The 20,462-nt window shown below is 36.6% G+C and carries 21 protein-coding genes and 1 other RNA gene; 8 read left to right on the top strand and 14 right to left on the bottom strand.

Going from position 1 to position 20,462, the window contains the following annotated elements; translation table 11 throughout:
• The first annotated feature begins 167 nt into the window (after nt 1-167).
• A complete protein-coding gene (locus RLO81_RS18365) occupies nt 168-1,385 on the top strand; it encodes a TonB-dependent receptor plug domain-containing protein (protein ID WP_350115185.1) in 1,218 nt (405 codons plus the stop codon).
• Complete coding sequence (locus RLO81_RS18360; RefSeq protein ID WP_350115182.1) at nt 1,382-2,227, top strand: DUF4249 family protein; 846 nt, start codon at nt 1,382-1,384, stop codon at nt 2,225-2,227. Before RLO81_RS18365 ends, RLO81_RS18360 begins: the two co-directional genes overlap by 4 nt.
• 1 nt (nt 2,228) lies before the next feature.
• Here the strand turns inward: RLO81_RS18360 and RLO81_RS18355 are convergent, their stop codons facing one another.
• A complete protein-coding gene (locus RLO81_RS18355) occupies nt 2,229-2,666 on the bottom strand; it encodes a DUF2214 family protein (RefSeq protein ID WP_350115179.1) in 438 nt (145 codons plus the stop codon).
• A gap of 26 nt (nt 2,667-2,692) precedes the next feature.
• A complete protein-coding gene (locus RLO81_RS18350; RefSeq protein WP_350115175.1) occupies nt 2,693-3,346 on the bottom strand; it encodes a hypothetical protein in 654 nt (217 codons plus the stop codon).
• Between the two features lie 75 nt (nt 3,347-3,421).
• Between RLO81_RS18350 and RLO81_RS18345 the strand changes: the two genes are divergently transcribed.
• Nucleotides 3,422-4,714, top strand: coding sequence for a caspase family protein (locus RLO81_RS18345; protein WP_350115171.1), 1,293 nt, complete (start codon nt 3,422-3,424; stop codon nt 4,712-4,714).
• A gap of 3 nt (nt 4,715-4,717) precedes the next feature.
• Here the strand turns inward: RLO81_RS18345 and RLO81_RS18340 are convergent, their stop codons facing one another.
• From RLO81_RS18340 to ssrA, 5 genes are all read right to left on the bottom strand, one after another.
• Nucleotides 4,718-5,542, bottom strand: a complete 825-nt coding sequence (locus tag RLO81_RS18340) for a hypothetical protein (protein ID WP_350115168.1) — start codon at nt 5,540-5,542, stop codon at nt 4,718-4,720.
• Between the two features lie 72 nt (nt 5,543-5,614).
• Nucleotides 5,615-6,064, bottom strand: a complete 450-nt coding sequence (locus RLO81_RS18335) for a hypothetical protein (protein WP_350115165.1) — start codon at nt 6,062-6,064, stop codon at nt 5,615-5,617.
• A 10-nt stretch (nt 6,065-6,074) separates the two neighbouring features.
• On the bottom strand, nt 6,075-6,857 hold the full coding sequence (locus RLO81_RS18330) for a hypothetical protein (protein WP_350115162.1): 783 nt from the start codon (nt 6,855-6,857) through the stop codon (nt 6,075-6,077).
• 17 nt (nt 6,858-6,874) lie between these two features.
• On the bottom strand, nt 6,875-8,203 hold the full coding sequence (locus RLO81_RS18325; protein WP_350115159.1) for an Ig-like domain-containing protein: 1,329 nt from the start codon (nt 8,201-8,203) through the stop codon (nt 6,875-6,877).
• Nucleotides 8,204-8,510: 307 nt separating this feature from the next.
• Nucleotides 8,511-8,909, bottom strand: a transfer-messenger RNA (tmRNA) gene (gene ssrA / locus RLO81_RS18320).
• Between the two features lie 114 nt (nt 8,910-9,023).
• On the opposite strand from ssrA, the gene RLO81_RS18315 reads away from it, so the two are divergent.
• The 4 genes from RLO81_RS18315 to RLO81_RS18300 all read left to right on the top strand — a co-directional run bounded on the left by RLO81_RS18315 (nt 9,024) and on the right by RLO81_RS18300 (nt 12,923).
• A complete protein-coding gene (locus RLO81_RS18315; protein WP_350115156.1) occupies nt 9,024-9,812 on the top strand; it encodes a DUF481 domain-containing protein in 789 nt (262 codons plus the stop codon).
• Nucleotides 9,813-9,846: 34 nt separating this feature from the next.
• Nucleotides 9,847-10,854: a hypothetical protein gene (locus RLO81_RS18310; RefSeq protein ID WP_350115153.1), complete on the top strand. Its 1,008-nt coding sequence runs from the start codon at nt 9,847-9,849 to the stop codon at nt 10,852-10,854.
• 327 nt (nt 10,855-11,181) lie between these two features.
• Nucleotides 11,182-12,282 (top strand): DNA polymerase III subunit gamma/tau, encoded by a 1,101-nt coding sequence (gene dnaX / locus RLO81_RS18305; RefSeq protein WP_350115150.1) that lies wholly within the window; start codon nt 11,182-11,184, stop codon nt 12,280-12,282.
• Between the two features lie 131 nt (nt 12,283-12,413).
• Nucleotides 12,414-12,923: a DUF8439 domain-containing protein gene (locus RLO81_RS18300; RefSeq protein WP_350115147.1), complete on the top strand. Its 510-nt coding sequence runs from the start codon at nt 12,414-12,416 to the stop codon at nt 12,921-12,923.
• Between the two features lie 113 nt (nt 12,924-13,036).
• Here RLO81_RS18300 and RLO81_RS18295 read toward each other — a convergent pair whose 3' ends face one another.
• The 5 genes from RLO81_RS18295 to RLO81_RS18275 form a co-directional block, all read right to left on the bottom strand.
• On the bottom strand, nt 13,037-13,969 hold the full coding sequence (locus RLO81_RS18295) for a DUF3078 domain-containing protein (RefSeq protein ID WP_350115144.1): 933 nt from the start codon (nt 13,967-13,969) through the stop codon (nt 13,037-13,039).
• 43 nt (nt 13,970-14,012) lie between these two features.
• Nucleotides 14,013-14,393: a response regulator gene (locus tag RLO81_RS18290; protein WP_350115188.1), complete on the bottom strand. Its 381-nt coding sequence runs from the start codon at nt 14,391-14,393 to the stop codon at nt 14,013-14,015.
• A gap of 217 nt (nt 14,394-14,610) precedes the next feature.
• Entirely contained in the window at nt 14,611-16,521 is a 1,911-nt protein-coding gene (locus tag RLO81_RS18285) for a LysM peptidoglycan-binding domain-containing protein (protein WP_350115141.1), read from the bottom strand.
• The gene (locus tag RLO81_RS18280) at nt 16,518-17,159 is read right to left on the bottom strand and encodes an O-methyltransferase (protein ID WP_350115138.1); all 642 of its coding nucleotides are present in this window, start codon (nt 17,157-17,159) and stop codon (nt 16,518-16,520) included. The genes RLO81_RS18285 and RLO81_RS18280 overlap by 4 nt, the downstream gene beginning before the upstream one ends.
• Nucleotide 17,160: 1 nt before the next feature.
• Nucleotides 17,161-18,393, bottom strand: coding sequence for a M16 family metallopeptidase (locus RLO81_RS18275; protein ID WP_350115135.1), 1,233 nt, complete (start codon nt 18,391-18,393; stop codon nt 17,161-17,163).
• A 182-nt stretch (nt 18,394-18,575) separates the two neighbouring features.
• On the opposite strand from RLO81_RS18275, the gene RLO81_RS18270 reads away from it, so the two are divergent.
• Complete coding sequence (locus tag RLO81_RS18270; protein WP_205722148.1) at nt 18,576-18,824, top strand: hypothetical protein; 249 nt, start codon at nt 18,576-18,578, stop codon at nt 18,822-18,824.
• Here the strand turns inward: RLO81_RS18270 and RLO81_RS18265 are convergent.
• Together RLO81_RS18265 and RLO81_RS18260 are read right to left on the bottom strand one after the other, a co-directional pair.
• Entirely contained in the window at nt 18,821-19,678 is an 858-nt protein-coding gene (locus RLO81_RS18265) for a nucleoside phosphorylase (RefSeq protein ID WP_350115132.1), read from the bottom strand. The genes RLO81_RS18270 and RLO81_RS18265 overlap by 4 nt on opposite strands.
• Before the next feature lie 75 nt (nt 19,679-19,753).
• A partial coding sequence (locus RLO81_RS18260) for a NeuD/PglB/VioB family sugar acetyltransferase (RefSeq protein WP_350115129.1) occupies nt 19,754-20,462 on the bottom strand: 709 nt, incomplete at its 5' end.

The raw sequence follows: 20,462 nt of genomic DNA, 5'->3' as shown, positions 1-20,462 counted from the left end.
ATTAACTATGGTTTTTACATTGGTGATGATGTATTAAACTTTATTAGAAACAGGGATGAAAATGTTTCAGGAGATGAAGCGGGCACTTCTTTACGATTGGCAACATTATCCAGACTTTAAGCTATCAGTATGATGTAAAGAATTTAAAAAGCACCACAGATTTTCATTTGACCCGTTTCGATTATCGCATTAATAGTTTCTTTCAGGATAATTTCATTAATGTGATTTCAGATATTCAGGATATTGGGCTACAACAGAAATTCGAATGGACAAATACAGAAAACAGAACCTTTAATTTTGGATTCTCTACCATCTATAGATCAGTAGATCCAAATCTTATTAATTCTGGTGGTGAGATTTCCGAGCTGGTTCCTGAAAGTGAAGGCACCGAAAGAACCGCTACAGAATCCTCTTTATTTGGCGAATGGCAGTTTAAGAAAAACCAATTGCAAGGCATTTTAGGATTAAGGGTATCAGGCGCCTTTCTTGAAAATACAACTTACATTCGGCCAGAACCACGATTAGCCTTACGCTATTCACTGAAAAAAGATCTGGCCATAAAATCTAGCTACACTCGTATGAGTCAGTATATTCATCGTGTTTCCAGCTCTTCATTTGCACTACCGACAGATGTTTGGTATCCGGTAAATAGCAGGGTTAAACCGCAATCAGCAGATCAATTTACATTGGGAATAGTAAAAGCTATTCCCGAGAGTAGCTCTACCCTATCATTAGAAGGGTACTATAAATTGATGAATAATCTGGTGGAATTTAGTGAAGGCACTAACTTAATTCTTAACAATGATTTTGAAGATGCGATTATTCAGGGTGATGGAGAGTCGTACGGGCTGGAATTTCTGGCTAGAAAAGAAACAGGTCGGTTTAAAGGTTGGGTTTCCTACACATTATCATGGACAACCAGACAATTTGATGAGTTAAACCGTGGAGAGAGGTTCAAAGCAAGGTATGATAGGCGACATAATGCCTCTCTGGTTGGCAATTACCAGCTTAGTAAACGCTGGAGTATATCTGCTGTCTGGGAGTTTATTTCCGGAGCAAGGTTCACTCCTATTATTGGTTATTACGGCACCCCCAATTCTGCTGGCACAGGTGTCGACTTGATCCCCCAATTCCCGGATAGAAATTCTGTAAAGCTTGCAGATTCGCATCGTTTGGATATTAGCTTACTATTCAAAAATAGAATCAAGCCTAACCAGCGTTGGCGTGGTGAATGGCAGTTTAGCTTATACAATGTGTACAATCGGGCAACGCCTATTGCAATAGACATCGAATACAATGAAGCAGCCAACACCTACAGCTATGAACAACCAGGATTACTGGGCCTTTTGCCATCCATATCCTACAACTTCACATTTTATAAATGAGTAAATCAATCACATATCAGTTAAGCTCTTTCACCTTTCTGGCATTTAGCCTGATTAGCTGCTTGCCAGACCCTCTACCGGTAAATGATGTGCCTGTAGCAGAAAGTACGGTTGTGGTTGGATCACAGAATCTGCCCGATCAGTTTTTGGTTGTATCACTTACGGAAAATTTCGGGGCATTAACAGCTGGCCCCGATTCTGACCTGGAAGAAATACTCAATGATTTACTGATTACTGGACTCGATGTAAATGTAGAAGTAGAAAATGAAGAATATGCCCTTAACAATAATGGTTTTGGCCTGTACATTGGAGATGATGTGCCAGAAATAACCGGTGCCACATACACGCTAAACTTTATTAGCCCATTTAACCAACGGCCAGTGAAAGCTACAACTCAACTACCAGAATTTGTTGCATTCGACAGTTTGAACGTTTATGTAAATGAAACACCATTCGATACCCTAATAAGTGTTGACATGTGGATACAAGACCCGCCACAGAAAAACTGGTATATGATTAACGTTCAGACATTTAATAATGATTATGACATTCAGGATAGACCGTATGTTGATTTACTCGATGATGATGCGTTCAACGGTACGTTATATAATCATCAGTTTGTAACACCCTTTCAAGATTATATTCCCGGTGACACAGTGTTGATTTCAATGGCGAATATTAGTCAAGAGTATTATAATTTTCTGGAAATAAGAAAAGACAACCGATTTTCGTTATTAGATGGTTTAGGCGAACCTGTAAATTACCCTTCTAATGTTGAAAATGGCACGGGTTTTTTTCATGTGCACAGGTCAGATATTCGGCTTTTTATATTGGTGGAATAAGCTACAAACCGACTCCTTGCGCCATAAGAGTGGCCAATAAAGGAATGATAACCAGGAGTGTTAATTCAACCCGGATGATAAATCGTATTCTTCTAGGTACAATAACGGGTTCATCAGAATGGCCTTTGCCTTGCTTGTAAAAAAACATGGTAGGCCATATTGAAAGTATTCCTACAATGAGAAATAAAATGACTTTAATCCAAAAAATAGGGTTATTGGAATAATAATCAGCAGGCTTTCCAGTACCAAACCAGAGGTACAAACCAGCACCTAATACTATTAGAGCAAACAAACCATAGATACCATCAATCTTAAATACCCTTCTTAAATCAGCTCTTGTCATGTTCTCATGTACCAGCCTGGATTCTGCAAACACCATGGCAAACACCACCATAAAGCTTATAAAGTGAATGTATCTAATAAAAATAAGTTCGTTCATGAAATAATAATGCTATAATTATAAAATTACGGGTTAGGTTGATAGTCTAAAGCCTTCAAATGTTCTATGAAAAATGAGTGCCCCTGATAATTGGCACTTTTAACGGGCTTAATTAATACTTCTTGTGTTTCAGTATTTACACGAATTAGATTCCAGGATGTACTAGCCAACTTATTAAGTTGATCATATTGATAATTCTGAATCTCATCTGATTTTATAGCACCTTTATTTACGGGTATAAATGTTGCCGTTGCAAAAGAAGAGCAGTTGGTCGGTGATACTTGCAGCAGTTCAATCACCTCTTTATTAGTCAGCTGAATTTGGATGGTAGATTTAAATTTTTCTAAACAGCCAATATAGTTGGTAAACCCAAGATTAAAGGCATAGACACTATCTACACAGCTGGTATTACCAAAGAAATTACCCTGATCAAACTCTCCTATGTTCATCCATGTTTTTGTAACTGATGATTTCTTGCCCGTAAATGGATCAATCTTAGTAGTTCTGATTTCAACATTAGATTCTGATGAAGACTTATGGCTTTGGGTGAGAGACCATGTTCCATCCTGGTATAGAATAACTGTATCACCTTTATCTGTGACTGCAATAGTTTGAGAATTAACCGCAAAAACTATCAAAGCAAACACTACCGTGAGAAAATATTGAATTTGCGCTATCATATTGTTAAATTAACATTTAATATTTGGTAATTAAAATATACTGAAAGCAGTAATTTTATATAACATACAACAATGATGAGCAGATTACTTTGTACCATATTTCTGATTCTAATTTCCACTCCATTTTTTGGCCAGGATAGAAGAATCGCTTTAGTTATCGGAAATTCGGATTACGAACAAAGTGGCGTTCTAAAAAATCCGGTAAATGACGCCAACTTGATGGCTCAAACACTACAGGAGTTAGATTTCACTGTTATTAAAAAGCTAAATGCTACTAAATTCGATATGGAAAGTGTTATATATGATTTTAGTCGTAAGCTCAGTGAATATACTGTTGCCTTGTTTTATTATGCAGGGCATGGAATACAAGTAGAAGGAACCAATTATTTATTACCCATTGATGCAAAGCTTAATGATAAGGTAGCTGCAGAGTTTGAGGCCATTGATGTAAGTAAAATTGTATCACAATTTGAACGCTACCCAGATAATATAAATATTGTCATCCTGGATGCATGTCGAAATAACCCGTTCAAAAGTTTTTCAAGAGGAGGCGAATCAGGATTTAAAGCTATACCTGCCCCTAGCGGAACCATCATTGCCTTTGCAACAGGTGAAGGCGCCACTGCTTCTGATGGAACTGGAGGCAATGGTTTGTATACCAGCGCTTTAGCTGAAGAAATGCAAAAACCTCAGAGAATTGAAGATGTTTTTATCAATACACGAATAAAAGTTAGGGATCGGAGTAAAAACCAACAAAGCCCGCAGGAATGGTCACAATTAACTGGAAAGTTCTTTTTTAACAAAGAAGGGTATTCAGAGGCAGAAACTGTTTATGCCAAAAATGATTCAAAAGAGAATGAAGTAAAAGCTACTCCGACCTTGGATAGAGGCCTTCTGCGTTCTGGTGGGCAGAAGGCAAAAGTTCATATTTCTGACTTGCTGGAATTTGGATATAGCATGGAAGAAGTACTGGAATCCGGGGTGCCAAACCGCTATTTACATGGTATTAATTTTCAGGGAGGTATTATTGTTCATATAGATGAAGAAAACCGAACAGGCTTAATTGCTGCTCCTTATGATCAAGCACGTGGTGCAAAAGTGAATTTTGAAGAAGCTAATGAGCTATGTGAATTTTTAGAAATTGATGGCTTTGATGATTGGAAATTGCCTTCAAGGGGCCAATTAACACTTATGTACAAGAATTTAAAAGAGAATGATTATGGCAATTTCACACTCGACAGCTACTGGAGTGGTTCAACTAATGGTTACAATAATGCATGGGGATTCAGCTTCTCAAGCGGAAGTAAATACGATTTTGATAAAACCGGTAAACATTATGTGAGAGCTGTAAGAGTGTTTACTTATTAAATACTATTGATCAATAAGCTTTAAATTGAAATTATAACTATCTTCTTCCACACCAGGTTGATCTACAACGGCAACAATTTGAATGGCTCCTAGTGCTGTGTTTCCTCTACCAACCATATAAACATCCCCTGATTGTACACCCGAAATTCTGGTAAGCTTAAGACCAGACTCATAGGCACTTTTAATGGTTAATGAGTTTGCTGAAGCATAGTTGAATCCATTAAATTCTACAAAGTTTAGTTCTGTAAAACTTTCCCAACTTCTTGAAAGCGTTTCACCGTTCACCAATTCATCACTAGTATCATAAATATCTACAGAAAATGTTAATGTATCCTGCAAATAACCCGGAGCTACTGCATCTAATGAAAAAGCATTTGGTTGGCTGGATGCCAATGAATAAATAACGTGACCTGAAGTTTCGGTTACTAAAGAAGCACCCTTATTGATCAAAAGCCTCCGGGCAATTTCAATCTGATTTTGAGCGCTATTCGTAAAAGTGAATTTTAAAATTGATTCTGTTGAATCAGGATACTGCGGAATGATATAATCCAACACATAATTGATTGAAGGCTGTGAAAAAGTAGAATCAAAGTGTTGTACAACACCAAAAACCAAGTCTCTCGACTCGAGCTTCATGTTTAATGTGGTACCCACATTGGTAGAAGCACTTACATTTAATAATACGCGTTCATTTGCATTAGCTTCAATCGTAGTTTCGTTGGGGTCAACAAAAACTATAATGGGTGATTCTGCATCTGATTCCTCACACCCGCTCAATCCCATAGCTAAGACAGAGGCAATAAAAATCAATAAAATAAGGTTTTTCACAGTAGTATCAGTAAAAATATAAATGCCAGATGTAAAGTTACATCTGGCATTTAGTATTATCAAATATTAAATTTAGTTACTCTCAACCTTGTATTTAAAGGCTTGTATTTCAACAGTTCTTAAAGTTCTGCTACCTAAAAACAGTTTGTGAGTATTTTCATAGTCACTTGAGATTATATAATAAGTTGCATCTGGATATTCATCCACTACTTTGTAGGCAGCTTTCTGCATCTCTGGCTGTAACTTAATATCGTCCGGACCTGTGAACTTCAGTCTTCGAACATCTCTGTAGTTGTAAACTCTATTATTCACAGAATCAATCCTTTTCACAAGCCCAAATAAGTACTCACGCTTACTAATTGATATTTCCGTTTTTCCTAAATAGTCGAAATCACTTAGCTGTACATCTAACCTCACAAAGTCAGGTGTTAAAGATGTAGTCCTTCTCTCGCTAAACGTTAAGTAGTTACTGCAAGAAGAAAGAGTAGCTAATGAAATTAATACTAATATTAATCTTTTCATACAATTCTAATTATCTTCTGAAGTAATAAGAAAGCATAAATCTCAAATCTGCTCCCAATTCAAATTCTTTATATTCTAGCGATTGATACCTTAATTCAGCATCATCAGATAATGTGTAAAACGTTTGGTCAGTTACAACACCACCTACAGATGATTTCGAATTAACTTCATATTGCAAATTACTATGCTTTAAGCCTCTAATTGACGCTTCAACTGCTAAAGCCAGTGGTAAATCAGCTATAAAGGCCTGAACTCCAAAGTTTATATTAAAGCCCCATACAAAAGTACTTTTCGTATATTGGTCGGCAATAAAATCTCCTGTTAATGTGGTTTTCTCTGAAGTAAGGACTTCATTCTTTTCAGCACCAATGATAATTCCTGCACCAGCATATGTATCTAATAAGTTAGTGCTTGAAAAATGATACTGAACACTCGGCATAAAACGGTAGAAAGATTCTTTGTCTATATTATCTTCCTGACCCAAAGTATTTACTAGGTCACCCTGAATTTTTTTACTTTTTTCGTAAATCTGAGAGTTTAATCTCAACTCAAGCTGATCTGTAAGATAATATTTAAAACTCATTAAAGGATATCCTCTTGTATCTAAATCAGAGTCGCTAAACTCATCAATTTCCTGTGCACTAATTCCTAACATAAATCCGAAATCGCCAGCTTCAGGTCTAGTCCCTACTGCAATTCTAGATTCTACATTTTCTCTCTCTAGCAGCTGTCCAAATGATACTGAACTAACTAATGTTGCTGCTGTAAGCAATACTATTTTATATATTTTCATTTTGATAAAGTCTTTGATTAGTTAAATGTGAAACTTCTAACGTTCGTTTTAGTATACCTTCCTGAGTTATCATATACCCTAGCCTCCCATTCAAAAGTGCCTGCTGGGAACCCTCCTAAAGTTACTTCCCATTGTTCTGTATCAGGAATTTGTCCTAAACCAAATGCTCCAAAAGCTGGCAGAAATACTTCAGCACTAAAAACAGCATCCCCATCTTGATCAGTTGCCGTTATGTTAAAAGTAACAGTATCTCCATCTGTTTCACTAAAATTAGCACCATTGGATGGTGTATTTAATGTTGCTCTTGGAATAAAATTATCAGGATCAACCAACGTAACATTTAAGAAAGCACTTCTTGTAGCACCATCTGTATCCGTTGCAGCAACTTCAATAGTAATTATGCCAACAGAATTATCGAATGTATCCCACTCAAAAGAGAATGGGTCATCCGGAGTGGCTGTGTACACAGTACTTCCATCTATAATAAATTCTACACTTTGAAGGTTCGCATCTGAAACAGAAGCGCTTATGGTAACTAATTCTTGTCTTTCAACTTGGTCACCATTATCAACAGCACCAGTTCCATTTCCTCCATTACCTACTAGGGCAGCTGAAACACTTACTTCAGGAGCTGTATTTTCATTAACAGTAATTTCAATTTCGATTTCATCTGTAGCGGTATCGCCATTTCCGTTTGTAGCAGTTACACTCACAATGTGCTTACCTGCAGGAAAATCAACAGTATTAACATTAATTGAATAAGGCTCTTCGTTGATTGTCTCCAGCACACTACCATTCAAAGCAAATGCTACTGAAGTAACACCTGCAGCTACGTTATCCGTAGTGGTAGCTGATAAAACAAAAATCTCACCTTGAACATAAGACGAATCGCCACTCACGGCCAACTCAACCTCCAATACTTCATCAACACCTGTTTTATTTAAATCAGTGTCTTCAGTCCAACTGTTGGTTACAAATTTAGCGGTCTTGTTCAGTGAAGAACTTACACCACTATACCAGCCTTCTGAAAATGGATCTTTAGAAGTCCATTCATCAATTGTAGGAATATAGGCAACAAGACTGTAGGCTGAACCACCAGGGGTTGGAATTGTTATTACTTCTTCATCCTCGTTGGCAACTGCGGCCTGGATATAAAATACTTCGTCCTTGTTATTCAAAGTGAATATGTAAACATCCTCTCCTTCTAATCCTTCAGGAATGTTCGACAGAACGATCGTAATAGTTTTTTCTCCATCCTCAAATTGAGGTGTAATCGTTTCAATACTCTCTTCCGTACAGGAGAATAAGACTACTGCAGAAAGTAAAAATAGTAGAATTTTTTTCATGGTGTGTTTGTTAAATAAAACCAATTATAAATCATAAAATTTATATTTAATGACCAAAGGTAATAATTATTATTAAGTAATGTAATACCTATAATAGGGTATTTATTAAAACGGTTAATTCTGTTATTTAACAGAATTTAGGAATTATTTACATATTCACTTAAATAGTTAATAAAACGATGATGTAAGAGATTATGCGAAAAAGAAGAAAAGTATAGTATCCGTATGTAAGGATGATTCATGAATCATCCTTACATACGTGTTTACTAAAACAAAAAGCTGCCCCTTCTGGGACAGCTTTTGTAATTTGTGGAGTCGGAGAGATTCGAACTCTCGTCCAGAGAAGGCAACTAGCGTAGCTTCTACATGCTTAGTTACTCTTAAGTTTTCGAGACTGGACAAGGCGGCAACAACCTCAGACCAAACCTTAGTTGCAATTAGTTTCGCACATGCATCACAACCCTGCTAGCGCTAGCTCTGCTTATCGACACCCTAAATCAAAAACTGCAAAGCGGAGTTTTTGTAGGATGTGGCAGGGGATCTGTCTTACAGATTACCCAGAATCTCTACTATACTTCGAGATTATGCTGCCATGGCGTAATTAGATTCGCCAATTGTAATAAAGGACTATCTTTCAAGGCTCTCACCCCATGAGCCTGCATGCTTACCCACGTAACCACTCATCCTGTCAAAACCGGTCGACCCCATTTTGATGTATTGCAATTACGCATATTATAGACAAATATAGATGTAAATAAGTTCACTACTAATTCTTATTCAAATTTGATCTAAGGCACATCCTTTTTTAATTTCACACCCGATGAAATTTTCAATTCTACTTCTATTTATTCTTACCGCTCTAACTGCTCATAGTCAAATTTTAAAAGTGGATAAAGGTGAGTTAGATGCCGATTCAGCCAATTACTTTATTGGGAATATCAATATCGATTTTAATATGAATAACAGAAGCTCATCTGCTGATCAGGATATTACTTTTACAGGTTTAAATGGTAAGGCTGATCTTGTTTATATGTCTGATAAACACGCCTACATTTTAATTAACAATATCAATTATTTTAAGTCGACCGGAGGGCCTTTAATAAGTACTGGCTATGCCCACTTTCGTGTGAATTGGCTACGCAAGAAGTCTTTCAGTTATGAATCATTCTCTCAAATTCAATATGATGATGGTCGTAGAATGCCTATGCGCAGATTGTTAGGCTCTGGTATTCGCTGGCAAGTAATGAATACAGATAATTCGCAAATACATTTAGGAACAGGACTAATGTTTGAATATGAGGAATGGATTGATAGTGAAGTGGATGCAACCATTAAAAGAGAAATTTGGAAAAATTCTTCGTATATCGGGTTCGATACTAATATTAATGAACTGGTTACTTTTAATGGTATAGCCTATTTTCAAGGTGGTTTAGATACTGAATCTGATATTTTTAGAAGCAGGTTCAGTGGGGACTTTTCCCTTTCTGTAAACCTCACCAATAACCTTTCATTCAATACAACTTTTTCAGCGCAGTATGAAGATCGACCCATTATTAACATTAATAACTGGGTATATTCACTCACTAATGGTCTGAAGTGGGAATTTTAATAATTTCAATTAAATTGGAGTCAAATGACCTCCAATGGCTGAAGACAAGAAACTCCCTAAGTGGCTGATAAAAACGCAGCATAATAGCTGGGAACCAGAAATATTCATCTCTGGGATTGTCCTGTTTGGGCTAATTCAATTACCAGAGTATCTCAATGAATTTAGGTATTATTTCTCACGAGAAGTTTACGGATTAAGCACAGACGCAGACAACATTGCTGCAGTGCTATCAACAGGAATATATTGGATGATATTTGGACTCATTCTTCATCTATTTGTAAGAGGAATTTGGATTGGACTAGTTGGGTTAAGTTATGTTTTTCCGAAAGGAATTGATCAAAATAAACTCGGATTCCCTGAAAAATATGATAAAATCGTAAGCAGAATACCCTCATTTACTGATCAGATTATTAAGCTTGAAAAGGTAAGTAGCTCCATTTTTAGTATCAATTACCTCATGTTTATGTGTGTATTGAGTGCCTACCTTTTCTTTTTGCTATTGATCTTATTACCCATCTATGGATTTTTTCTCATTACAGATTATGAAATTATAGATATGTTTGATCAAGATGGGATAATTTTCAAAGCTGTAAATGGATATGCCTTCATCGTGATGTTCTTTGGAGGCGTGTATCTATTCGATTTTGTGACAGTAGGTCTGGTAAAAAGAATTAAGTACATCAATGTTGTTTACTACCCAATATACCGATTAATCAGCTTTATTACTTTTAGCAAACTGTATCGGAATATTTACTATCTACTTATCAGCAATTTCAAAAAATGGAAGGTGATTACCTTTTTAGCTGTTTTTGCAGGTATTTCATTGTTTATGATCAGCTTGCATGCTGGGCGCACAACTTTAGGTGGAGAAATTAGTCAGCTGGAATTTTATGATTTGAACTGGCAAAATTCAATCAGTAGCAGTCAATATGACAATATGAATTCTGATAATAAAAATCTATTCACTTCCATTCAAAGTGATATCATCCATGAAAATACTTTGCGACTATTTATTTCATCTCGTGTATCTTTTAAAGATTAGATACGCCAGGTTTGTAATCCAGCTATTGAGGATAAAGAGTCGAGTGAATACAAACTTGAATGTCTAAAGAATTTTTATATCATTTCTATTGATGATTCACTGATCAGTTCGCCACAGTGGTATTTTCATAGACATCCAACATCAAATAACCGTGGGATCATTACTTACCTGGATATTTCAACTCTTAAAAACGGGATGCACAGAGTACAGGTTGATCTAAAAAATTGGACATTCAAAGAATATTCGGGCATCCGGTTTTATCTTGATAGATAAGTATTATAGCCTAATAGGTTTAATCTTTTAACCATTGTTAGTAACTTCGAGCGAATGGAAAAATTTGTTGTATCGGCACGTAAATACAGACCTAAAGGGTTTGATGAAGTTGTAGGTCAAAGTCATATTACTACCACTTTAAAAAACGCAATCGATAACAATCAATTAGCTCAAGCTTTACTTTTTTGTGGCCCTAGAGGTGTGGGAAAAACCACTTGCGCACGTATTCTAGCACGCATGATTAACGACTTTGATGAGTCACATGACGGTAATACCCTTAACATTTTTGAGCTTGATGCTGCTTCCAACAACTCTGTAGATGATATCAGAAATCTGATAGATCAGGTTCGATATCCTCCTCAATATGGAAAATACAAAGTATATATCATAGATGAGGTACATATGCTTTCAACACAGGCATTTAATGCCTTTTTGAAGACATTGGAAGAGCCGCCCCCCTACGCTATTTTTATTCTGGCTACTACAGAAAAGCATAAGATTATACCAACTATTTTATCACGATGTCAAATTTTTGACTTCAACAGAATACAGGTAAACGATATTGCTGATCACTTAAAGCAAATAGCCGATAGAGAAAGTATAAAATACGAAGAAGAGGCACTCCATCTTATATCTCAAAAAGCAGATGGCGCTTTACGTGATGCCTTGTCCATATTTGACTTAATAGTTACTTTTTCTTCAGACAGGAATGTCACTTATCAATCAACAATAAGCAATCTTCATATACTCGATTATGAGTACTATTTTAAGATGGTTGATCATCTTCTTAATGAAGACATGTCTGCCGCCCTGCTTACGTTTGATGATATTTTAAAACAAGGTTTTGATGGCCACAATTTCATTGTAGGTCTTAGCGAGCATTTAAGAAATTTGATGGTGAGCAAAGACAATGCAACCATTCAGTTAATGGAGGTGCCAGATGCAGCTAAAGCCAAATTTGCCGAACAGGCTAACAAATCGTCATTATCATTTTTGCTGTCTGCGTTAACTATCGCCAACAAGTGTGACCTGAGTTATAAAGGAGCTAAGAATCAGCGTTTGCATGTTGAGTTAGCGCTAATGAAACTGGCACATATCAATGCGGCATTAAGTATGGCGAGTTCATCAACTGACGAAGTAAAAAAAAAAGTCTAGCTAGCTCAGATTCAACCTCGGGCTTAGAAGAAACTTCAACAGGAAATGATAACCCAAATCCAGTAGCAGAGACTGCCAAGGAAGTTATTCAGAAAAAAGTTAATTCCACAGATATACCAAAGGTAGAAAAAGTGAAGCCTGAGGTTAAGATTAATGCTCACAAACTTAAATCAACGACCAAAATACCTAAACTCAATAATATCTTAGAAGAAGCCAGAATAGAGGACGAAGAGAAAAAAGCGAATACAACAGATGAAGATGAGCTTTATGGTGAAGATAAATTTACAGAAGAAGAGCTTTTAACCACTTGGAATGACTTTGCAGAAAAGGCAAAAGCCGAAGGTCGGGATTCTGAATATGCCGTGCTAAAGCAAAATGTTCGCCTCGAAAATGAGCATACTATAATCATCACTTTTACTAACTCAGTTAAACTGGTAATTCTCGATAAATTCAGATCGGATTTAATTACTTATCTAAAGACCAAATTAAATAACAGACATATTAAACTTGAAACTGAGTTAAAAGAGGAAGAGCAATCGAAAGTGCCATATACTAATGGTGAAAAGTTTGAGTTTATGTCAGAAAAAAAGCCTATTCTCAAAGAGCTGAAGAATAGGCTAGGGTTAGATCCTGATTTTTAGAGTAGAAAAAATAATGTCATGCTGAGGAACGAAGCATCTTGCTACGTTAAGTAGTCAAAATATCTAAGTAAGATCCCTCCAATGTCAGGGATGACTATAATTATTAATAAGTGCTACTCTTCTTTCTTCTTCTCCCCAAAGTTAAAAGTAACTCCAATATTTAATACGTTTCTTAGTTGCAGCCTTGGACCCACCTTTCCATCTTCATCTTCTATGTCTACGTCATGATCGTAAATAGCCTGTAAAGCAAAATTAGTTGTGATAAACTCGTTCACTTTGAAGTTTAAAAACAGGTCTAAATTTACATCGATATGTTCTGGCTCTTCATAGGCAGCAAATAGTAATAAACTGGATTTTAGATTTACATTTTTCATTATCTCCTTTTGAAAAAGCGAACTCACACTCCACCCCGCCTGAGATCTAATATTGTCGCCCGGGTCAACACCATACGCTCCAACATCCGCTAAATCATCATCTAGTACAAAAGTGATTTTATTCATTAAAGGAGAAATCGTTGCAGAAAAAGCGTCATTAGGCTTATAGGAAGCGCCAATGTATGGTGAAAGATAACCAGGCGCCATAAATGTGGATATTAATGTATCTGTTCCATCGGCCGCGCCAGCATAATTAAAACCATCATCAAATTGGGTTCTAAAATCTATACCACCGGATAATTGCCAATTTTTAGATAAATAGCGGCCATATTGGCTTGTTACAATAAGTACATCGTTGTTTTTTCTTGAACCGGAATCGCCAATTTTTACCAAGCCATAACCTGCTTGAAGAGAATTAAACCATGTATGGCTTCTTCTTCTTTTGTTGGCAAATAAATTCACTTCTGAGCCATAGGCAACGGCATTTTCGCCTCCACCGGCCCAATTATCTACTCCTACTTGCTGAAAGAAAAATCCAACATTTCCACCATTAGTCCAAGCTGAATCTTTAGGAATTGGAACGGGCTGATCATCTTGCGCATGAAGATTTGTGCAGATAGCTAATACCAAAAAAGTTAATAAGGATTGAAAAGTGCTTCTTAACTGATTCATAATTTATGTTCTATGAATGAAACTAAATAATGAACCAAAAATACTATAAATTGTTTACCTTGACTTCTTCTAGTGCAGTTTCTGTCAGCGGTTTTGTAATAAATTTAATCACGTGATTGTTGTTCACGATTTTATCGATATCACGCTTATTATCAGAGCTGGAAAGAATGATAACCTTACACTTATCTTTTATCGTATCGTTGAGTTTCTCGAACTCGTATAAAAAAACAAAACCGTCTACAATTGGCATATTAATATCTAAAAAAATCAGATTAGGAAGGTCCTCAGTTTTATCCTGATTTTCCCTTAAGTAATCAAGAGCACTTTTTCCTGAATTCTTAACTTCTACCCTATTTGCAAATTTTGTTATTTCAATGATTCTCTTACTGATGAAGTTATCCGTGTCATTATCATCAACAAGCATCACTAAATCTATCGGCTTAGAATTCGTCAACGTATTAATATTTTATGTTCTACTAATTTATAGGTCTGATTCACCAAAGTAACTTCAAACTTCTTTAAAATTTGATTGTAGTTCCCCACAATTAATAACTTTTTTTTTAATGTTCAAAAGATATATTGGCAAGTTTTCTACGAGTATACTAAAATTTAGCGATTTACTGTTAATTAAAGCGCATATTCTAGTTTTCATTTTCAGTTATCTGAACCTTCAATTTTTCACCGTAGCTAATATTAAAGTCCTCCTTGTTGTTCCACTTCATAATATCTTGAACACTAACGTTATACATTTTAGCTATCTTATACAATGTATCTCCCTCCTGCACTTCGTGCTCAATGATTTTGCCAGATGTTAATGAGGCTGAATCTGCAGTTGATGCCGGCTCAATTACATCTACTGGGCTATCCTTAACATACACTTCTAGCTTCTGACCAACACTTAATTTATCCGAGATAGACAGGTTATTCCAATCTAATATATCAAATACAGATACATCATAAATTTTAGAGATTGCATAGTAGGTTTGGCCCAATTGCACTTCATGGATTTTTAAAAAGCCCCTCTCGGCTTTTTCGCTATCTGCATCAGTTTCTTCTTCTTCATTTTCTTCCTTCACATCTTCAATTTCTACGCTTGTTGTGTCGGCCTTAATAATTTGAACCATTAAACTTGCTGAATCAGGCGGGGTGATATGTACAGAATCCACAGGTTCATTTTCTTTTTTCAAATCCTCGTCATCAATAACAACCTCTTGTTTTTCTGTCGCCAATGGTTGTTCCATTTCTTTTTTTTCAGGCTCGACAACCTCACGATATTCGATCGGAATATTTGCAGGTCTGATAAACCGAAGCCATAGTACTCTCCCAGGTGTAATTTGGGTATCATCTTTTATGCGATTCTTCACCTTGAGTTTCTTTAGTTTGATCCCAAATTTTTGAGAGACTGACCATAACGTTTCATCCGGTTGTAGCACATGATAATACGCCTGAGCTTTACTCCTTTTTTTCTTCATATAATAGACCTGACCCGGTATGAGCTTTCCATCAATACCTAAATCGTTATACTTAAGAAATTTACTCAATGAAATATCCGCCTTTTTCGCTAGTGCTGGGATATTATCATTCAAACCGGCAACAATTCCTGGCAGGCCATTGATTTCTACTATTTTGCCCCCCCTTGCTTCAATAGCATCTTCAATACGTGGAAATTCCCCTGGCTCATCAAATGTATATTCTACTTCATGCTGAGTTTCCTGCTTTTTCTCTGGTACGATTGCTGCCACTGGTGAAGGTGTATTTAAACCCACTTTTGGAAGGATGACAGCATAGGGCTTATCATCTGGTATTCGGCCTTTAATAAGCCACTTATTATACTTTTCAACTTCTTCTATATCCAACCCGCTTTCATTGGCAATTTCTTTCAATGATTTGCCTGCACCATCATAATACTCACTTACGATTACTTCGCCTGGTTGATCAGTGGAACCTTCAAATGCTATTTTATGAGCCAGGTATTTTTTTACATACCAATATGTTTTTTTGGTAACAGTCATAGACTTGGCACCTTCATGATTTGTAAGTACTTTCATCGCACCACCGGCACCCATTTGGTAGGCTTGTAAAGCATGGAGCCAGTTATCAAAGAACTTATTATTGTTGTGCATATACTTGGCTGCTCCGCGAGTAGAAGCTACAATATTTTTTCGTTCATCTACCTGTTTATCTACCCTCATTCCCACTTCCACAGCGGTAAAGTCTTTGAATTGCCAATAACCAACGGCATTAGAGCTGGAAACGGCATCTGAGATTAACGCACTTTCCTGAAGACATAAATATTTAAAATCATCAGGCAGGCCTTCCTCTCTAAAAATGCGCTCGATAATAGGAAAGTATGTTCTTGCTCGTTCTGCCTTAATTTCAAAATATTTGGGACTTGCGGTTAGCGCATCAACATCTTTTTGAATTTCTTCCCTGGCATCATCCATTATTCTAAGTTTGATGCCTGCGAATTCCATTCTAGTAGGAACTTGCTTTTGTTGTGCTTTGGAATAGTAGCCAGCCAATAAAAGGCAGCTCAAAAAAAGTATTCTCATTTTTTTCTTAATATCATCAAGCCATCACGAATAGGTAAAAGTATATTTTCTACCCGATTATCAGAATGCACCTTTTTATTAAATTCTATTAACGCTTGGGTGTCTGTATCATTGCTTTTCACCTTCGCTACCACCTTACCACTCCATAGTACATTATCAGCAATAATATAACCACCGCTATTCACGTTATCGATGACAAGGTCATAATAATTAGTGTAATTATCTTTATCTGCATCAATAAAAACCAAGTCCCATGTATAATCCAGTTCAGGAATAATATCTAAGGCATTGCCAAATTTCTGAATGATTTTATCGTCAAAGCCCGCCTTTTTTACATACTTACTTACAATCGACTCAAGCTCTTCATTAATATCAATTGTAATGAGTTTACCATCTGGCTGTAGCCCTTCCGCCATACAAATAGCTGAATAACCAGTGTATGTTCCTACTTCTAAAATATACTTTGGCGAAATCATTTTAGAAAACATGCTCAATACTCTGCCTTGTAGGTGGCCAGATAGCATTCTTGGTTTCAGAACTTTAAGATGAGTTTCTCTATTGAGTTCTTTTAATACAACAGGCTCTTCATCCGTATGTTTTTCAGCGTACACCTGAATTTTAGTGTCTATAAACTCCATATTAATTAGGGGTGAAGGTTAGTGTGCTTAAATCTTTTTGCTGAAACATTTCATTTGCTAATTCCTGAAGGTCTTCGGCTGAAACGCTCTTTATTTTTTTAAATATAGTTTCTAAACTATCAATCTTATTTAAGTCGAGTATGCTTTTGCCCATCATTAGCATAAAGCTCGTATTGTTTTCTTCTGCCATAGCAAGTTGCCCCATTAACTGCTCTTTGGCCGTGTGTAATTGCAATGTACCCAATGGTTTTTCTCTCAGCTTTTTTAGCTCCTTATGTACAAGGTCAATACCTCTATTCAACTGTTTTGGCTCAGTTCCAAAGAAGATGCCGAATAAGCCGGTATCAGTATATGATTGATAGACAGCATCTATGGAATAAACAAAGCCATATTTTTCTCTTAGTGCCAGATTAAGTCTGGAGTTCATTCCCGGCCCACCAAGAATATTAGTGAGCATAAAAAATGGAAGTCTATTATCGGAACCAATTGGATAAGCATCTCGACCTATGGCACAATGAGATTGGGTGATATTTCTGTTGATGCCTATCAGCTTAGACTGATAATTGGTAAAAGGAACCCTTTCTTTATTGGCACTGAACGATGGAATGTGACTTAAATATTTATCAGCGAGCTTTACTACCTTTTTAAAAGGCATATTTCCCACAGAGCAAAAAACGAGCTTTTCGGTATTGATATGTTCTTTGATAAACCGTTTAAAGTCAGCTCGGCTAAAAGAACGGACACTTTCTTGAGTTCCTAAAATATTCATCCCCAAAGGGTGATCAGCAAATACCACTTTATCAAACTCATCCTGGATGGCATCATCAGGTGCATCGTAATACATGGCCATTTCCTCCAAAATAACATTACGCTCTTTTTCTATTTGTTTCTCAGGAAAAATTGAGTCGAAAGTGATGTCTGTAAGTAACTCAAAGGCTTTTTCGAAATAAGAATCTAACGTTGATGCGTAGAAAGCTATTTTTTCTTTGGTAGTATAGGCGTTAAGCTCACCACCTACAGAATCAATTCTATTAAGAATGTGAAAAGCCTTTCTTTTGGTGGTTCCTTTAAAGGCCATGTGTTCCCAAAAATGGGCTATGCCTTGATTTAGCTCATCCTCATCCCTGCTACCAATATCCAGCATAAAGCCGCAATGTGCAATCTTTGTTGATGTAACTTGTTTGTGTAATAAGCGGATGCCGTTTGGCATCGTGTGCATTTCGAATTCCTTCATACCTAACCCTGTGGTGTGCAAAGTTATAATAATTTAAGCTTTGTGTGGTGTATTCCGCTAACGAACATAACTGACCGAATGCGTTCATCCCCCAATTTGAAAATCTGCTTAAAATAAGTGTTTTGGAGCATTTTCTTTGGCACAGGTATTGTTTTAGCATTGGTGTAATTAACCGTGATAGTATGGAAACTGTTGAAACCACCTTTGTGCTTACTTATAGTGATGAGCAATACGAACGCGCCCGCGAATATGTAGAAGATATGAAAAAGCACCCAAGAAGAGTGTTTTGGGTGGGTAAGAAAGGTAAAAGTGATGAGGAGCTAATCATCTCTCACATTGCGCACAGAATCTTAAGCGGTTTTTATAATAATTACGATCCTTCTATAGCAAGAACCCAGATACGAGATATGAAAAACCAGAAGGCTTCTTAAATTCTATCAAGTACTTTTCTGATTAATGAATCGATAATTTTATTGGGATTTTTAGAGAATTTACCCTTGATGCGGTTGGCAATTATCGCATTCACACTTAATACTTCGTGACCTAGCATTCTCCCCAACGCATAATATCCGGCTGTTTCCATCTCAAAATTTGTAAGCCAAAAATCATCTTTGTGATAATAGTTCAGTGTTTCTAAAAGATCTTTGTTTTTAAGTGGCAAGCGTAATTCGCGACCTTGTGGTGCATAAAAACCCGGGCATGTTACTGTATTGCCAATCACCATATTTTCTCCAATTTGCTCTTTGAGCATTTCTGAACCCCTTACTACATAGGGTGTAAATGGTAATTTAGTCTGCTCTTTCAGTTCTTCAGCAACAGATTTTTCAAAATTATCCTGTGGTAGTTCATAAAAGCACATCAACGTATCTAAACCAACAGCATAGTCAGACACTAAATGTGTACCAAGGGCAATATCCTCCTGCATGGCACCAGAAGTGCCTATTCTAATAATCTTGAGCTTCTTTTTTCTTTGTTTGGGTTCCCTCTTTTTTAGGTCGATATTGACAAGTGCGTCTAGTTCAGTCATGAAAATCTCTACATTATCTGTGCCCATACCGGTGCTCATGACAGTAATTTTCTTGCCTTTATATTTTCCTACGTGCGTAATGAACTCACGCCTGTTCATTTCAAAGTCAATATCATCGAAATACTGACTGACCATGTACACGCGGCTGGGATCACCAACGGTGAGAATTGTATCTGAAATATGCGATGGCTTTAAGTTTAAATGATAAACGCTACCATCTTTATTAAGAATCAGTTCCGATTCTGGAATTTTACCCATAGCACTAATTAAGTGCGATAAGATAGGTATTTATGAATCAAATTGAAATTGAATGTATGTTAATTAAGCATTAAATTAACTTTTTATTTCTGCAGCTGGGTTTCCAAAAAACGTTTTTCCGGCAGGAACATCCGCAATAACTACCGAACCCGCACCAATTCTAGCTCCCTTACCAACTTTTACACCAGAAACGATGGTTACACCTGAGCCAATAAAAACCTCATCTTCAATTTTAGCTTCTGCATTAATTACACTCCCGGCACCAACCTGCACAAGATCTCCTAGTTCTGCTGAATAATCTATTGTGGCGTTGCTGTGGATAATACAATGACTGCCAACTTTAGCATTTGCCGCAATAATAACACCCGCATTAATAAAATTGCCATGTTCTATATGCACAGAATCTTCTACATAGGCTTTTTGATGAATGGCATTCATGGGCATTACCTTTCTGCGTTTGTTCAACATCTCCACGGTTGCCTTTCTTACTTTGTTATTATCAAATGCCACAAAAGCTTCGCATTTCTGGCCGATAAATTTCAAAAACCCATCATCATCTGTTGCACCTAGAATGGCTACCTCTCCTATTGTTTGATTATGAAGTTTTACATCATCGTCTAAAAACCCATAAATAACCACCCCATTACTTTCAAGAACAGCCATGGCTGCTTTACCCAATTCATTCGCGCCAAATATGATTACCGGATTTTCCATTCGCTCAATTTTTTTTGCAAAGCTAATGTTTATGTCTCCTCTGCCAAAGAGTATTGAATTTGAGTTTGTT

Origin of the sequence: Fulvivirga sp., from assembly GCF_040220315.1 — a bacterium.
Lineage (GTDB): Bacteria > Bacteroidota > Bacteroidia > Cytophagales > Cyclobacteriaceae > Fulvivirga.
This window is presented reverse-complemented; position numbering and strand designations above follow the sequence as displayed.

Coding starts and splice junctions, on each gene's coding strand:
- RLO81_RS18360 (WP_350115182.1), top strand. CDS start 1,382: ATGAGTAAATCAATCACATATCAGTTAAGCTCTTTCACCTTTCTGGCA.
- RLO81_RS18355 (WP_350115179.1), bottom strand. CDS start 2,666: ATGAACGAACTTATTTTTATTAGATACATTCACTTTATAAGCTTTATG.
- RLO81_RS18350 (WP_350115175.1), bottom strand. CDS start 3,346: ATGATAGCGCAAATTCAATATTTTCTCACGGTAGTGTTTGCTTTGATA.
- RLO81_RS18345 (WP_350115171.1), top strand. CDS start 3,422: ATGAGCAGATTACTTTGTACCATATTTCTGATTCTAATTTCCACTCCA.
- RLO81_RS18335 (WP_350115165.1), bottom strand. CDS start 6,064: ATGAAAAGATTAATATTAGTATTAATTTCATTAGCTACTCTTTCTTCT.
- RLO81_RS18330 (WP_350115162.1), bottom strand. CDS start 6,857: ATGAAAATATATAAAATAGTATTGCTTACAGCAGCAACATTAGTTAGT.
- RLO81_RS18325 (WP_350115159.1), bottom strand. CDS start 8,203: ATGAAAAAAATTCTACTATTTTTACTTTCTGCAGTAGTCTTATTCTCC.
- RLO81_RS18315 (WP_350115156.1), top strand. CDS start 9,024: ATGAAATTTTCAATTCTACTTCTATTTATTCTTACCGCTCTAACTGCT.
- RLO81_RS18310 (WP_350115153.1), top strand. CDS start 9,847: ATGGCTGAAGACAAGAAACTCCCTAAGTGGCTGATAAAAACGCAGCAT.
- dnaX (WP_350115150.1), top strand. CDS start 11,182: ATGGAAAAATTTGTTGTATCGGCACGTAAATACAGACCTAAAGGGTTT.
- RLO81_RS18295 (WP_350115144.1), bottom strand. CDS start 13,969: ATGAATCAGTTAAGAAGCACTTTTCAATCCTTATTAACTTTTTTGGTA.
- RLO81_RS18290 (WP_350115188.1), bottom strand. CDS start 14,393: ATGCTTGTTGATGATAATGACACGGATAACTTCATCAGTAAGAGAATC.
- RLO81_RS18285 (WP_350115141.1), bottom strand. CDS start 16,521: ATGAGAATACTTTTTTTGAGCTGCCTTTTATTGGCTGGCTACTATTCC.
- RLO81_RS18280 (WP_350115138.1), bottom strand. CDS start 17,159: ATGGAGTTTATAGACACTAAAATTCAGGTGTACGCTGAAAAACATACG.
- RLO81_RS18275 (WP_350115135.1), bottom strand. CDS start 18,393: ATGAAGGAATTCGAAATGCACACGATGCCAAACGGCATCCGCTTATTA.
- RLO81_RS18270 (WP_205722148.1), top strand. CDS start 18,576: ATGGAAACTGTTGAAACCACCTTTGTGCTTACTTATAGTGATGAGCAA.
- RLO81_RS18265 (WP_350115132.1), bottom strand. CDS start 19,678: ATGGGTAAAATTCCAGAATCGGAACTGATTCTTAATAAAGATGGTAGC.